At 70.7% G+C, this 13,682-nt stretch carries 14 protein-coding genes; 11 read left to right on the top strand and 3 right to left on the bottom strand.

Annotation, left to right across the window (positions count from 1 at the left end; genetic code table 11):
- Positions 1-45: 45 nt before the first annotated feature.
- From N864_RS13035 to secA, 3 genes are all read left to right on the top strand, one after another.
- Positions 46-744, top strand: a complete 699-nt coding sequence (locus tag N864_RS13035) for a response regulator (RefSeq protein ID WP_034717419.1) — start codon at positions 46-48, stop codon at positions 742-744.
- Positions 745-835: 91 nt separating this feature from the next.
- Positions 836-2,176: a winged helix-turn-helix domain-containing protein gene (locus tag N864_RS13030; protein WP_081793794.1), complete on the top strand. Its 1,341-nt coding sequence runs from the start codon at positions 836-838 to the stop codon at positions 2,174-2,176.
- Positions 2,177-2,251: 75 nt separating this feature from the next.
- Positions 2,252-5,062 (top strand): preprotein translocase subunit SecA, encoded by a 2,811-nt coding sequence (secA, locus tag N864_RS13025; protein WP_034717417.1) that lies wholly within the window; start codon positions 2,252-2,254, stop codon positions 5,060-5,062.
- 267 nt (positions 5,063-5,329) lie between these two features.
- On the opposite strand, the gene N864_RS13020 is transcribed toward secA, so the two are convergent.
- Together N864_RS13020 and N864_RS23690 are read right to left on the bottom strand one after the other, a co-directional pair.
- Positions 5,330-5,833 (bottom strand): Rv3235 family protein, encoded by a 504-nt coding sequence (locus N864_RS13020; RefSeq protein WP_034717415.1) that lies wholly within the window; start codon positions 5,831-5,833, stop codon positions 5,330-5,332.
- A complete protein-coding gene (locus tag N864_RS23690) occupies positions 5,830-6,744 on the bottom strand; it encodes a LysM peptidoglycan-binding domain-containing protein (RefSeq protein ID WP_155892930.1) in 915 nt (304 codons plus the stop codon). The genes N864_RS13020 and N864_RS23690 overlap by 4 nt, the downstream gene beginning before the upstream one ends.
- Before the next feature lie 94 nt (positions 6,745-6,838).
- Here N864_RS23690 and N864_RS13010 point away from each other — a divergent pair, with 94 nt between their 5' ends.
- On the top strand, positions 6,839-7,387 hold the full coding sequence (locus N864_RS13010; RefSeq protein ID WP_034717414.1) for a hypothetical protein: 549 nt from the start codon (positions 6,839-6,841) through the stop codon (positions 7,385-7,387).
- Positions 7,388-7,413: 26 nt separating this feature from the next.
- Here the strand turns inward: N864_RS13010 and N864_RS13005 are convergent, their stop codons facing one another.
- Complete coding sequence (locus tag N864_RS13005) at positions 7,414-7,644, bottom strand: helix-turn-helix domain-containing protein (protein ID WP_034717412.1); 231 nt, start codon at positions 7,642-7,644, stop codon at positions 7,414-7,416.
- A 261-nt stretch (positions 7,645-7,905) separates the two neighbouring features.
- On the opposite strand from N864_RS13005, the gene N864_RS13000 reads away from it, so the two are divergent.
- The 7 genes from N864_RS13000 to N864_RS12970 form a co-directional block, all read left to right on the top strand.
- Entirely contained in the window at positions 7,906-8,568 is a 663-nt protein-coding gene (locus N864_RS13000) for a CpaB family protein (RefSeq protein ID WP_034717410.1), read from the top strand.
- A gap of 62 nt (positions 8,569-8,630) precedes the next feature.
- Positions 8,631-9,932 carry a CpaE/TadZ family protein gene (locus N864_RS12995; RefSeq protein ID WP_240474315.1) on the top strand — a complete coding sequence of 434 codons (1,302 nt, stop codon included), beginning with the start codon at positions 8,631-8,633 and terminating at the stop codon, positions 9,930-9,932.
- A gap of 62 nt (positions 9,933-9,994) precedes the next feature.
- Positions 9,995-11,419 carry a WS/DGAT/MGAT family O-acyltransferase gene (locus N864_RS12990; protein ID WP_034717406.1) on the top strand — a complete coding sequence of 475 codons (1,425 nt, stop codon included), beginning with the start codon at positions 9,995-9,997 and terminating at the stop codon, positions 11,417-11,419.
- The gene (locus N864_RS12985; RefSeq protein WP_051518544.1) at positions 11,419-11,892 is read left to right on the top strand and encodes a DUF6912 family protein; all 474 of its coding nucleotides are present in this window, start codon (positions 11,419-11,421) and stop codon (positions 11,890-11,892) included. Before N864_RS12990 ends, N864_RS12985 begins: the two co-directional genes overlap by 1 nt.
- Before the next feature lie 72 nt (positions 11,893-11,964).
- On the top strand, positions 11,965-12,666 hold the full coding sequence (locus N864_RS12980) for an SGNH/GDSL hydrolase family protein (protein ID WP_034717404.1): 702 nt from the start codon (positions 11,965-11,967) through the stop codon (positions 12,664-12,666).
- Positions 12,667-12,758: 92 nt separating this feature from the next.
- On the top strand, positions 12,759-13,166 hold the full coding sequence (locus N864_RS12975; RefSeq protein WP_240474314.1) for a DUF4870 domain-containing protein: 408 nt from the start codon (positions 12,759-12,761) through the stop codon (positions 13,164-13,166).
- 62 nt (positions 13,167-13,228) lie between these two features.
- The coding region (locus N864_RS12970; RefSeq protein ID WP_034717402.1) for an aldehyde dehydrogenase family protein at positions 13,229-13,682 on the top strand (454 nt) is incomplete at its 3' end.

Raw genomic sequence — 13,682 nt, 5'->3', positions numbered from 1 at the left:
GGGGGCCCGCACGTCGGGCCCCCGGCACGCCGAGTTTTTGCGAAGATGACGATCGTGCAAGCCCCAAGCCCCGAGTGCATCCGCGTCCTCATCGTCGACGACCACGCCCTCTACCGTCGAGGACTCCAGACGATCCTCGGCACCGAGGAGGGCATCGAGGTCGTCGGCGAGGCCGCGGACGGCATCGAGGCGGTCGAGCAGGCGGAGGAGACGCTGCCCGACGTCATCCTCATGGACGTGAGCATGCCGCGCCGGGGCGGCATCGAGGCGTGCCGGGCGATCCGCCAGCGGGTCCCCTCGGCCCGCATCCTCATGTTGACGAGCTCGGACGACGAGGCGCACCTCTTCGAGGCGGTCCGTGCCGGTGCGCACGGCTACCTGCTCAAGGACGTGCCGCCCGAGGAGGTCGCGGCGGGCATCCGCGGCCTGCACCACGGCCACGCGCTCGTCTCGCCGATGATGGCCGCCAAGCTGTTGAACGAGTTCGCCCATCTGAGCGAGCACGAGCAGCTGGCGGCGCCCACCCCGGGTCTCGAGGTGCCGAGGCTCACCCGGCGAGAGCTCGACATCCTCAAGCTCGTCGCCCAGGGTCGGCTCAACCGCGAGATCGGCAGCGAACTGTTCATCTCGGAGAACACCGTGCGCAACCACATTCGCAACATCCTCGACAAGCTGCAGATGCACTCTCGGATGGAGGCGGCGATGTATGCGGTACGGCAGCGGCTCATCGACCCGGACGCATGAGCGCCGACCGGCGTGAGGACCCGACCGAGCGCCAGCGAGGGAGGTCCGGAGCGCCGGGAAGAGGCGCGACCAAAAGCATGAGCGGTCTGGGATGAGCGGGACAGCCAGGCGGGTCAGTCTGGAGCAGGCCCGGCGCATCGCCCTCGCCGCGCAAGGTTTCCTCGACCCCCGGCCCGAGCCCTTCGGCGCGACGATGCGCCACCTGCAACGCGTCATCGACCGGGTAGGCGTCGTGCAGATCGACAGCGTCAACGTCCTCGTCCGCAGCCAGTACCTGCCCTTCTTCTCGCGGCTCGGCCCGTACGACACCGCCCTGCTCGACCGGGCCCGTGACCGCGCCCCCCGCCGCCTCGTCGAGTACTGGGCGCACGAGGCGAGCCTGATCCCGCCGGAGACCTGGCCGCTGCTCGACTTCCGGATGCGACAGGCCGCCGAGAAGGCGTGGGGATCGATGCGCCGCATCCTCGCCGACCGTCCGGAGTTCGTCGAGCTCGTGCAGCAGGAGGTGGAGCGCCGCGGCCCGCTCACGGCCACCGAGGTCGAGCGGGCCCTCGAGCACGACCAGCCCCGCCCCACCGGTCACTGGGGATGGAACTGGTCCGAGGTCAAGCGGGCCCTCGAGTTCCTCTTCTGGGCCGGCCGGATCAGCTCGGCCGGCCGCTCGCCCCAGTTCGAACGGCGCTACGCCGCGCTCGATGTACCGCCACCACCCGCCGTGCGCCACCTGTGGCTCGACCGACCCGGTCCGGAGGCCGACCCGGACCGCTTCGTGGAGCTGGTCCGCATCGCCGCACGCGCGCACGGGATCGGGTCCGAGCGGTGCCTGGCCGACTACTTCCGGCTCAAGCGCGAGCAGGCACGTCCGGCCATCGCCCGGCTCGTTGCCGACGGTGAGCTGATCCCGGTGTCCGTGCCGGGCTGGCGCCAGGCCTGGTTGCACGCGGACGCCCGCATTCCCCGCCGTGTCCACGCCGAGGCGCTGCTCAGCCCGTTCGACTCGCTCGTGTGGCAACGGGAGCGGATCCACACCCTGTGGGACTTCCACTACCGGATCGAGATCTACACGCCGAAGCACAAGCGCGTGCACGGCTACTACGTGCTGCCGTTCCTCTTCGGCGACCGCCTCGTCGCCCGGTGCGACCTCAAGGCCGACCGCCACCACGGCGTGCTGCGCTGCCACGCCGTGACCTGGGAGCCCGATCCTCCCAAGGGGGCCGCCGACGCCCTGCGCCGCCAGCTCGAGGCGATGGCGACCTGGCTCGGCCTCGAGCCGCCCCACGTTCTCGTGGGGGACGAGGTGGGCAACGGCAGCCGCCCTCGGAGCAGGCTGAGCGGCATACCTGCAGATCCGCGCGACGGCAGTTGGCGCGCCCCGGAACAGAGCGCGGGTGCCCGCGCGTTGGTGGGGGAGACCGATGGGCGGCTAGCCTAGGCGGGTCCCGTGCGGACGCGGGGGCTGTCGCGCGCCCGCGGGCAGCACACGAGTCAGTCGGGAGAGAACAAGGCCATGGTGATCGAGAAGCTGCTGCGTGCCGGCGAGGGCCGGACCCTGAAGAAGCTGCAGGGGATCGCGAAGCAGGTCAACGCCCTCGAGGCCGACTTCGAGAGGCTGACCGACGAGGAGCTGCGCGAGGAGACGCCGAACTTCCGCAAGCGGCTCGAAGCCGGCGAGACGCTCGACGACCTGCTGCCCGAGGCGTTCGCCGCGGTCCGGGAGGCGAGCAAGCGCACGATCGGCAAGCGGCACTTCGACGTGCAGATCATGGGCGGGGCGGCCCTGCACCAGGGCAACGTCGCCGAGATGAAGACCGGTGAGGGCAAGACCCTCGTCGCGACGCTGCCGTCCTATCTCAACGCCCTAACCGGCAAGGGCGTGCACGTCATCACCGTCAACGACTTCCTCGCGGAGTACCAGTCGGAGCTGATGGGCCGCGTGCACCGCGCGCTCGGTATCGAGACCGGCTGCATCCTCGCCTCGATGACGCCCGAGCAGCGGCGCGCCGAGTACGCCAAGGACATCACCTACGGCACCAACAACGAGTTCGGCTTCGACTACCTGCGCGACAACATGGCGTGGTCGCCGGCGGAGCTCGTGCAGCGCGGCCACAACTTCTGCATCGTCGACGAGGTCGACTCCATCCTCATCGACGAGGCCCGCACCCCGCTCATCATCTCCGGGCCGGCCGACATCGCGACGAAGTGGTATGTCGAGTTCGCCAAGATCGTCCGACGGCTGAACCGCGGCGAAGACGGGCGCGGCGACTACGAGGTCGACGAGAAGAAGCGGACCGTGGGAGTCCTCGAGCCGGGCATCGCCAAGGTCGAGGACCTGCTTGGCATCGAGAACCTCTACGACACGGCCAACACGCCGCTCATCGGCTACCTCAACAACGCCATCAAGGCCAAGGAGCTGTTCAAGCGCGACAAGGACTACGTCGTCATGAACGGCGAGATCCTCATCGTCGACGAGCACACCGGGCGCATGCTGCCCGGCCGTCGCTACAACGAGGGCATGCACCAGGCCATCGAGGCCAAGGAGGGGGTGGAGATCAAGAACGAGAACCAGACCCTCGCCACGATCACCCTCCAGAACTACTTCCGCATGTACGACAAGCTCTCGGGCATGACGGGCACCGCCCAGACCGAGGCAGCAGAGCTGAACTCGATCTACAAGCTCGGTGTCATCCCGATCCCGACCAACAAGCCGATGATCCGCATCGACCAGGCCGACCTCATCTATCGGACCGAGGTGGCCAAGTTCGACGCCGTCGTCGAGGACATCGTCGAGCGGCATGAGAAGGGCCAGCCGGTCCTCGTCGGCACGACTTCTGTGGAGAAGAGCGAGTACCTCTCCCAGCAGCTGAACAAGCGCGGTGTCCGGCACAACGTCCTCAACGCGAAGCAGCACGAGCGCGAGGCCGCCATCGTCGCCGAGGCGGGCCGCAAGGGGGCCGTCACGGTCGCGACGAACATGGCCGGACGAGGCACCGACATCATGCTCGGTGGCAACTCCGAGTTCCGCGCCGTGGCCGAGCTGAAGCGCCGCGGCTTGGACCCGGAGCAGACGCCCGAGGAGTATGAGGCAGCCTGGGACCAGGCGCTTGCAGCGGCCGAGGCCGCGGTGGCCGAGGAGCACGAGGAGGTCGTCGCTCTCGGCGGTCTCTACGTCCTCGGCACCGAGCGCCACGAGTCGCGACGCATCGACAACCAGCTGCGCGGCCGCTCCGGCCGCCAGGGTGACCCCGGTGAGTCGCGGTTCTACCTCTCGCTCAACGACGACCTCATGCGGCTGTTCAACGCCGGCATCGTCGACCGGTTCATGCAGACCGCGGGGATGGACGACACCACGCCGATCGAGTCCAAGATGGTGACGAACTCCATCCAGAAGGCTCAAGGCGCGGTCGAGGCCCAGAACTACGAGATCCGCAAGAACGTCCTCAAGTACGACGACGTGATGAACCGGCAGCGCCAGGTGATCTACGACGAGCGCCGCTCCGTCCTCGAGGGTGAGGACCTGCACGACCAGATGCGGATGTTCGTCAACGACGTCATCGGGGGCTACATCGACGCAGCGACGGCCGAGGGCTTCGCCGCCGACTGGAACCTCGAGCACCTCTGGGATGCGCTGCGCCAGGTCTACCCGGTGTCCCTCACGATCGAGCAGGTCGAGGACATGGCCGGCGGCCGTCAGCTCGTGACGAACGAGTTGCTCCGCGAGCAGTTGCTCACCGACGCCCACGAAGCCTACGACCGCCGCGAGGAGCAGCTCGGCTCCGAGACGATGCGCGAGGTCGAGCGCCGCGTCGTCCTGTCCGTGCTCGACCGCAAGTGGCGCGAGCACCTCTACGAGATGGACTACCTGCAGGAGGGCATCGGCCTGCGGGCCATGGCCCAGCGCGACCCGCTCATCGAGTACCAGCGTGAGGGCTTCCAGCTGTTCGAGGCGATGATGGAGTCCATCAAGGAGGAGTCCGTCGCCAACCTGTTCAGCGTCGAGGTGCAGGTCACGCCCGCCCAGGCAGCGGCAGGTTCGGTCGCTCCTCGCGCGGTGTCGGACCTGGTGGCCGGCCTCGGCGGGGCCGCGTCCGGGGACGGCTCGGGCGACGGCGTCGAGGAGGACCGTGTCGACGGCGAGCCCGTCCCCGCCGGCGTGAGCGTCTCCGGCGTGGACCTGCGCACGGAGGGCGACACCGATCGGGTGCTCAGCTACTCCGCGCCCGGCGAGGACGGCTCGGTCGTGCGGTCCGGCGGCGGGCAGAAGCCTGTCGAGCGTCCGGCGAACCGGCGCGGCAAGAAGGTCAAGCGGAAGCGCCGCTGAGGCTCGCGTCCGTCCGGCTCAGCCGACGGACACGGTCTGTCGGCCGAGCCGAATCGGCGCTGCGGGCCTCGCTCGTTCCTCGCTCGTGTCCTCGCGCCTTGACGTCTGCCCGGCCTCCTCAGCTTGCGGGCCTCCCTCGCTGGCGCTCGGTCGGGTCCTCAGCCCGTCGTCGTCCGGGACGCTCAACCGACGGACATCGTTTGTCGGCTGAGCCGAATCGGCGCTGCGGGCCTCGCTCGTTCCTCGCTCGTGTCCTCGCGCCTTGGCTCAACCGACAGAGAGCTGCGTCACGAGCCAGCGGCCATCAAGCCCCTCGAGCCGGAGGGCAATGGCACGAACGCGGCCGTGCGCCACGACGACGGCGCAGGCCTCGACGATGCCGTCCGCCGGCTCGCAGACCCGCACCCGGCGAACCACCGCAGGGCGGCGGGGGCCCGTCGGCTGCCGGCGCGCCGCCACGACGGCACGGCGAGCCAGCCCCGAGTAGATGGCGGGCGACGTGTGCCGGATCAGCTGCGGCGCCGGCCGCTGGGCCGCGATCACCTCGATGATCGCCTGCGCGATCTTGGCCACGAACGGGCGGGGGTCGGGCAGCTGGCTGCGCAGGGTCGGACGCCGCGCGCTGTCGTCCTCCGGGTCGACGGTGAAGTCGAGCGCGAGCGCCGCCTGGGCATAGGGCTGCGGCGGTGGTGGCCGGTAGGCCTCCTCGGCTGAGATCAGCGGGGGCTCGGTGTCGGGAACCGGGCGGACGAGGACGGGCTTGATGGTCATCGGTCGACTCCGTGGGTGGGAATGCGCAGCTGCTGGCCGGGGCGGATGAGGTCAGGGTCGGGGCCGATGACGTCGACGTTCGCGGCATACCACTCGGGCCAGGCCATGGCGATCTGACGGTCACTGGCGCGGGGGCCGAGATGGCGTGCCACGAGGGACCAGAGGGAGTCGCCGCGACGCACCGTCACCACCTCGTCCGGCACCGCGGACGCGCGAGGAGTGGGGGCGAGCAACACGGTCGCCTCCGGGTCTGCCGTCGGTACGGGCCGTGAGGGCAGCCAGCGGGGGTCCGGGACACGGGACGTGGTGCCTCTTGGGGCCGGGGTCGGGCCATAGCCGGGCGAGGGGCCGCCCAGGACCGAAGGAGCTGGCTCCTGTGACGCCCGCGGCAGCCGCCCGGGGTCGACCACCGGTCGGAATGCCGGATTCGGAGCCGGGTGGACGCCTGCCCGCGGCAGCGCGCCCGCGTCACCCCGCGTCGTCGAGGACACGGCGGCGGGCGCTGCGCCCAGCGCTGGGCCGAGGGGGAGAGCCACCGTGCCGACGCCGGTCCCGAGCAGGAGCGTGAGCCACCGACGCACAAGGGTCGGAGTGAGGGTCTGCGCCAGTCGTCCGGCCCCGCGGCCCAGAGCTCCTGGGGCGGCGGCCACGGCGGCGAGGGTGGCGCCGCAGGTGAGCCAGACCGCAACCGCCAGAGCCGTCCAGGCGAAGACGCCGGTCATGGCGTCGTCGAGGCGCGGGACACCAGCCCGTGTGACGGGCCAGGAGGACCGGCTCAGGGGCAGCAGCACCGTCCAGACCAGAGCGCCTCCGGCCAGCGCCAGCAGGCCCGCGACGGCGCCGCCGGAGGGGTTGGCCGTCCTGTGATCCGTGCCATCTGCGGTCCCGGAAGGCGCCATTGGAATGCTCATGAAGCGATTTAACGGTGTTTGCCTTCGTTTGGCAACAGCAGTGAGCGCGGGTGTGGTTATCTGTCATCACTGACGGCGACAGACAGGTGTACACATGCGCTGGGACCAGCTCTTCGAGGACCTCGACGCGCAGCTGCAGGCGGAGGGCCTGCGGGAGCGGGATGCCGAGGTGGCGGACCGGACCCGGCACGAGCGGGCGCAGATCGACGTCCAGGCCCGCCTGCTCGCTTCGGTGGGCGCTGCGCCGGTGGCGGTGCACCTGCCGAGCGGCAGCCTTCGGGGGGTCATCCGCGACGTTGGGCCGGACTGGGTCCTCGTCGAGGGCGGCCCGGGGGCGTCGTCGCTCGTCGTCACCGCCGCCATCCGCGCCGTCACGGGGATGGCTCCGGGCGCGGTCGTGCCGTCGATCGTGGCGCGCCGTTTCGGGCTCGGGGCCGCACTGCGAGGCATCAGTCGCGACCGATCGGTCGTCGAGCTCATCGCGGGGAGGCTGCGTCTCGTGGGGACGCTCGACGTCGTCGGTTCAGATCACGTCGAGATGGCCGAGCACGCCCCGGATGTCCCGAGGCGTGCTCGCAATGTCGTGGCCCTGCATGTCGTGCCTTTCTCGGCACTCGAAGTCGTTCAGCGCCTACGACGGTGACGGCGGAGGCGGCGAAGGCGCATGGTTCACTCCTCCTCGCCCGCACCGCCGAACGGGTGGGCCTTCACGAAGGAACGCGTCTCGGTGTACATGCGCTGGATGTAGTTCTCCAGCTCGGTCGCTTCGACGCGCCACTGGCCGCGACCGCCGATCTTGATCGCCGGCAGCTCGCCCGAGCGCACGAGCGCGTAGGCCTGGGCGGAGGAGATGTTGAGAATCTCGGAAACCTCGGCGAGCTGGAGGAAACGCTGGGCCACGACTGCTCCTGGTGTCTCAGGGGACTTGACTATGTCTTGGGACATTCTTGACCATCTCTTTACCTTTTGTCTGCACTTTGCATGACGCGTGGTCCGAGTCCCCTGTGGCTCACACGCGTCGTCCGATCCTAGGGCCGGGTGCATGGCGCGGCGGTCGTTGTCCACAGGACATGCTTCGGGGCGACAGTTTGGCGCCGTTTCGGGCAGGATGAACCCGCGACAAGGGTGCTGCGACGCCCGCAGCCGTGAGGGGGAGCAACGATGAGCCAGCTACCGACACCGACCGCGAAACGACTGCGCCGCCCGTCGTGGCGGGACAGCCGACTGCTGGCCGGGGTCCTGCTCGTGCTGCTCGCCGCCACCTTGGGCGCCCGCCTCGTCGCGAGCATGGACGACCGGGTCCCGGTCTACATGGCGACCCGCAACCTCGTCGTGGGGGACCGTGTCGACGAGACGGCCCTCACCCGCGTCGACGTCCGCCTGGCAGACGGCGTCGCGCCGTACCTGTCGGCGAGCGCGCCCCTTGTCCCCGGGCAGTTCGTGCTGAGGGACGTGCGCGCCGGCGAGCTGGTGCCCCAGGTCGCGGTCGGACCCGGGGACACCCTGGACGTCCAGCTCGTCACGGTCAGTGTCGAGGCGGTCTCGGCCACCGCGCTGCAGGCGGGCGCCCTGGTCGACGTGTTCCTCAGCGATGTCCCGGCGGGCAGCGAGCATGGTGCGAAGCCGACGGCCCGGCGCGCGCTCGAGGGCGTCGGCATCGCCGCAGTGCTCGGGGCATCCAACGGCCTGGGCAGTGCAGCCCGCACCTCCGTCCAGCTCTACGTTCCCCGTGGGGAGGTGCAACGCCTCATCGAAGCGGTTGACGGCGGGGCGAAGGTGACGCTCGTGCCTGCGCCGGGCCGTGCCCTGGCCGCCCGCTCATGACCTCGGTCGTCACCGCCCTCAGCCACCGGTGGGAGGCGGCCGTCGCGGCTTGTCTGGAACCGATGCCCAACGTCACGATCGTGCGTCGGTGCGCGGACGTCGCAGAACTCGTGTCCGTCACCGCCACGGGGCTCGGCGACAGCGCCGTCGTGTCCGCGGACCTGCGCCAGCTCGACCTGACCGTCATCGCCGCTCTCCGCTCCCGCGGTGTCTGGGTCGTCGGCCTGCACGCACCCGACAACGACGGAGAGGAGCGGCGCCTGCGTCAGCTCGGCGTCGACGTCGTGCTACCCGTGGACGCGCCGGGGCCGGTTCTTGCGGCCGCCGTGCGGGACCGCAGCCCCGTCGTCACGGTCCCGGGAGTTGCAGACCCCGGCCGTCCGCAGGACGCGCCCGTAGCCCGGGATGGTGCCGGGGGCTGGCGTCCTGCCGGTCCTGGCAGCGCCACTGCGCCCGAGGGCCGCGTCGATGACCTCGACGCCGAGGTCCCGTTGGATCCCATCTCTGGCCGGGTTCTCGCCGTATGGGGCCCTCCCGGTGCGCCCGGACGTACCACCGTGGCCGTGACCCTGGCCGCGGAGCTGGCCAGTCGGGGGCGCTCGGTGCTGCTCGTGGATGCCGACACCTACGGTGGCTGCGTCGCGCAGGTGCTCGGCCTGCTGGACGAGGCACCGGGCATCGCTGCCGCCTGCCGCGCCGCCGAGCATGGGGACCTCGACCTGATCTCGCTGGCCCGCGTCGCCCCCGAGGTCACGCCGCGGCTCAGGGTGCTGACCGGGCTGCCCCGGGCCGATCGCTGGCCCGAGATCCGGTCGGCGGCCCTGGAGCGGGTCCTGACCGTGAGCAGGTCTCTGGCCGAGTACGTGATCATCGACTGCGCCTTCTGCCTCGAGGAGGACGAGGAGCTCAGCTACGACACCGAGGCGCCGCGCCGCAACGAGTCGACCCTGACCTCGCTGGCCGTCGCCGACGAGGTCCTTGCGGTCGGAGGAGCCGATCCGGTCGCCCTGCAGCGCTTCGTCCGGGCGCTGCAGGAGCTCGGCGGCGTGCCCTCGGGGCCGCCGCGGCCGGTGATCAACCGGACCCGTCCCTCAGCGGTCGGCGGCGAGCCGCGGGCCCGGATCGCCGCCTCCCTCGAGCGGTTCGCCGGTCTCAGCGCGGTCCACTTCATCCCCGACGACCCCGCGGCAGCCGACGCGGCACTGCTCGCCGGCCGGTCGGTCGTGGAGCACGCTCCCGACTCCGCGCTGCGCCACGCGATCGGTGAGCTGGCCACGGCCATTGCCCCGGACACCGCGCGGCGGTCGGTGCGGCGGCGGCCGTCCTGGCGGTCTCGGCGTGGCGTGCGTCCCACCCACGGATGAGCCGGGTGTTCCACGGTCGCAACCATGGCTGACCGGGGCGCCTGCTCTGGCAGAGTGAGACCATGTCCGACCGGCTGACCTCGCTCGACGCCTCCTTCCTCTATCTGGAGGAGGGCACCACGGCGATGCACGTCGGCTCGGTCATGGTCTTCCAGCCTCCTGCCGACGGCTTCGACTACGACCAGCTCGTGCAGATCATCGAGCACCGGATCGGCGCGATCCCGCGCTTCCGGCAGAAGGTGCGCGACGTTCCGGGACGCATCGCGAACCCGGTCTGGGTCGACGACGAGAACTTCGACATGAGCTACCACGTGCGGCGCACGGGACTACCGCGGCCCGGCAAGGACCGGCAGCTGCAGGACTTCGTCGCCCGCGTCCAGCCCCGTAAGCTCGACCGGTCCCGTCCGCTCTGGGAGGTCTACCTCGTCGAGGGCCTCGCCGACGGCCGGTTCGCACTGGTGACCAAGACCCACCACGCGCTCATCGACGGCGTCCACGCCCTCGACATCGCGCACGTCATCGTCGACTCGGAGCGCGGTGAGGTGGGGGAGGATGACGACGTCGAGCGGTGGGAGGCTCGTCGGCCCCCGAGCAGCGTCGAGCTCGTGACCGAAGCGGTCGTCGACGCGGTGCGTCGTCCGACCCAGGTCGTCGACCTCGTCCGGGGCGGCATGCACGACGCGGTCACCGTGGGCATGCGGGCCGCGGAGTCGGCCGGCTCGCTGCTGTCGAACCTGGTGCGCACCGCCGCGCGGCCCGCACCCGACTCACCGCTCAACGCGCAGATCGGCACGGCTCGCCGCTGGGTCAACCTCGCCACTGACCTGCAGAACTACCGCGCAGTCCGGACCAGGCTGGGCCGGGGTGCCTACGCCGAGGACGTCACCATCAACGACGTCGTCCTCGCCACCATCACCGGTGGCTTCCGCACCTGGCTGCTCAACCGGGGTGAGGCCGTCAGCAGCAGCACCGTCGTGCGCGCCATGGTGCCCGTCAGCATCTATGGTGACGACCCCAGCGGCATGTACGCCAACCAGGTGATGGCCTGCGTCGTCAACCTCCCGGTGGGTGAGCCGGGTGCCTCGATCCGGCTGCACCAGATTGCCTTCGCCATGCGACAGCAGATGGAGGGAGGCCACGCGGTGGGCGCGACGTCGCTCGCCAACCTGGCCGGCTTCGCCCCGCCGACCCTGCACGCGCTGGGGGCCCGCCTGGGCTCCGCGATGTCACGACGGATCTACAACGTCATGATCACCAACGTCCCGGGCCCCCAGAGCCCCCTGTATGCAGGAGATGCCGAGATGCTTTCCACCTACCCGGTCACGCCTCTCGCCAAGGGCCAGGCGCTCTCCATCGGCATCACGTCCTACAACGGCGGGGTCTACTACGGGCTCAACGCCGACCGCGACGCGATGCCGGACGTCGAGGTCCTCGCGCAGTCGATCGTCGACTCCCTGGCCGAGCTGGCGAGCGGACGGGACCTCTGATGCCGGTCGTGCGCATCTACGTCCCACTCGGTGCCTCCGCGCTGCGTGCCCTCGCGGAGACCGGTGCGCTGGCCGCGAGCGTCGACGCGCCGGTCGAGGCCTTTGCCGTGACGGACGAGCTGACCGCCCAGGCTCCCGCCCTCGACGAGGAGGACCTCGAGTACGCCGCGTTCGTCGACGCCGTCGCCGCGGCGGCCGCACGCCGCGACCACCGCGGGGACCGCCGTCTCGTCCTGGCCGGCGACGCCGACCCGGAGGTGCTCCGGGCCGGCGTCGGAGCCGCCAGCGCGGTCCAGCTCGTCGATGACCTGCCGCTGTCGCGCATCGCGTCCTTCCACGTCGACGAAGCCGGCCCGCACGCGGGAGCAGTGCAGGACGAGGCCGACTCCCTGCTCTGGTATGACGTGACCGAGCTGGGCGAGGTGACTGGCTTATTCCAGGACGACGCCCGCAGGAGTGGCGCACCGGGCTGACAGGCGGTGGCCGGGCATCCCATCCGCTGGTCGCCGCCTGCCGGCGGCCGCACCCACTGTTAAGTTCTGCCAATGGACTTCACCGCCGAGGAGTACGAGCGGCGCGACGGTGCGCGTCTGGCCGAGATGCTCGCCGGGCCGCCCCTGACCTGGGTCTTCGTGGGCGACAGCATCACTCAGGGCGTGAGCCACACGCACGGGAGTCGTAGCTTCGTCGAGCACTTCGCCGAGCGGCTGCGCGGCGAGCTCGGCCGGGTCAAGGACGCGGTCATCAACTCCGGTGTGGCCGGATCCACGGTGGCCGACCTGCTGCCCGAGTTCCACTGGCGCGTCGGCCGGTTCGCACCCGACGTCGTCGTGGCCATGTTCGGTACCAACGACGCGCTGATCGAGAGCGAGGGCGGTGACCGCGCCTTCCGTTACGACCTCGGGCAGCTCGTCGAGCGCTCCCGCGACCTCGGTGCGACCGTCTTGCTGCAGACCCCGCCACTCGTCGGGGCCGGCGACGCACGCGATCCAGGGACGATCGCCGCCTACGCCGACGTCGTGCGCTCGGTGGCCCGCGAGCTCGGCGTGCCGCTCGTCGACCACGCCACCCTCTGGGCGGCTGCCGGTTCGCCCGAGCATGCACCTGTCGCCTGGCTCGACGACACCGTGCACCCGAATGCGCGCGGCCAGCACGAGCTCGCCCTCGCGCTCTTCGACGGTCTCGGGATCCTCGATGCGCACAGCCCCGTCTGTTCTCTCCAGCTCGACGTCGCCGCAGCCGGCTGACCTGGACCGGCAGCGACCTCAGGGTCGGGTCAGGGGCCATTCAGGGGCGACCATGATGGTGCGGCACGCGGGTGTCGCCCCAGAATCGAAGTATGACCTCAGACCCTCTTCGGCAGCCTCGCTCATCGGCCCACCAGCTCATGCACGCCGAGGACGAGCGCACCTGGGCGGCCCTGGCCCACGCGTCGGCCCTCATCGCGGCGATCGTGTCTGCGGGGTGGCTCTCCTTCCTGGGGCCGCTCGCCGTCTACCTCTACGGCCGGGGCCGCAGTGACTTCGTGCGTCGCTCGGCCGCGAACGCGTTCAACTTCAACATCCTGCTGTGGGTGGCGACGATCGCCGGATGGGTCCTGTTCCTCACGCTGATCGGGATCCCCTTCGCGCTCTTCATCTGGCTCGCGGTCTTCGTCGGCAGCATCGTGTTCCACCTACTGGCGGCCTTGCGCGCCTGGCGCGGCGAGCTCTACCGCTATCCCTGGACGATCAGCATCCTGAAGTGATCTGTAACGATGGGGGATGCGCCGCGAGCGCGTCCCCATCATCGATCCTCAGGAGCCGTGACATGGATGCAGTGACCCAGGTGCCCTCCCCGGTCAACGAACCGGTGCACGACTATGCGCCCGGCTCGCCCGAGCGGGCCGAGCTCGAGGGCGCCCTCGCCGAGCTCGGGTCCGCCCAGACCGAGCTGCCGCACACGATCGGCGGGGAGCGGGTGACCGGCTCCGGCGACCCGGTCGAGGTCCGGCGTCCGGACAAGCACGACGTCGTGCTGGGCGTGCTCCACAACGCCACCGTCGAGGAGTCGCATCGTGCGGTGGCTGCCGCCAAGGAGGCAGCGCCCGGGTGGCGAGCCATGTCGTTCGACGACCGCGCCGCCATCCTGCTCAAGGCCGCCGAGCTGCTCTCCGGCCCGTGGCGCGCCCGAATGAACGCCGCCACGATGCTCGGCCAGTCCAAGACGCCATACCAGGCGGAGATCGACGCGGCGTGCGAGCTGATCGACTTCTGGCGGATCA

Source organism: Intrasporangium chromatireducens Q5-1 (assembly GCF_000576575.1).
Classification (GTDB): domain Bacteria; phylum Actinomycetota; class Actinomycetes; order Actinomycetales; family Dermatophilaceae; genus Intrasporangium_A; species Intrasporangium_A chromatireducens.
The sequence above is the reverse complement of the archived record's forward strand: the minus strand, read 5'-3'. Positions and strand labels throughout refer to the sequence as shown.

What these genes read in the sequence shown, in the direction of transcription:
- N864_RS13030 (WP_081793794.1), top strand. Translation starts at nt 836, where the DNA reads ATGAGCGGGACAGCCAGGCGGGTCAGTCTGGAGCAGGCCCGGCGCATC.
- N864_RS23690 (WP_155892930.1), bottom strand. Translation starts at nt 6,744, where the DNA reads ATGAGCATTCCAATGGCGCCTTCCGGGACCGCAGATGGCACGGATCAC.
- N864_RS13020 (WP_034717415.1), bottom strand. Translation starts at nt 5,833, where the DNA reads ATGACCATCAAGCCCGTCCTCGTCCGCCCGGTTCCCGACACCGAGCCC.
- N864_RS13035 (WP_034717419.1), top strand. Translation starts at nt 46, where the DNA reads ATGACGATCGTGCAAGCCCCAAGCCCCGAGTGCATCCGCGTCCTCATC.
- secA (WP_034717417.1), top strand. Translation starts at nt 2,252, where the DNA reads ATGGTGATCGAGAAGCTGCTGCGTGCCGGCGAGGGCCGGACCCTGAAG.
- N864_RS12980 (WP_034717404.1), top strand. Translation starts at nt 11,965, where the DNA reads ATGGACTTCACCGCCGAGGAGTACGAGCGGCGCGACGGTGCGCGTCTG.
- N864_RS12985 (WP_051518544.1), top strand. Translation starts at nt 11,419, where the DNA reads ATGCCGGTCGTGCGCATCTACGTCCCACTCGGTGCCTCCGCGCTGCGT.
- N864_RS12990 (WP_034717406.1), top strand. Translation starts at nt 9,995, where the DNA reads ATGTCCGACCGGCTGACCTCGCTCGACGCCTCCTTCCTCTATCTGGAG.
- N864_RS12975 (WP_240474314.1), top strand. Translation starts at nt 12,759, where the DNA reads ATGACCTCAGACCCTCTTCGGCAGCCTCGCTCATCGGCCCACCAGCTC.
- N864_RS13010 (WP_034717414.1), top strand. Translation starts at nt 6,839, where the DNA reads ATGCGCTGGGACCAGCTCTTCGAGGACCTCGACGCGCAGCTGCAGGCG.
- N864_RS13000 (WP_034717410.1), top strand. Translation starts at nt 7,906, where the DNA reads ATGAGCCAGCTACCGACACCGACCGCGAAACGACTGCGCCGCCCGTCG.
- N864_RS12995 (WP_240474315.1), top strand. Translation starts at nt 8,631, where the DNA reads ATGCCCAACGTCACGATCGTGCGTCGGTGCGCGGACGTCGCAGAACTC.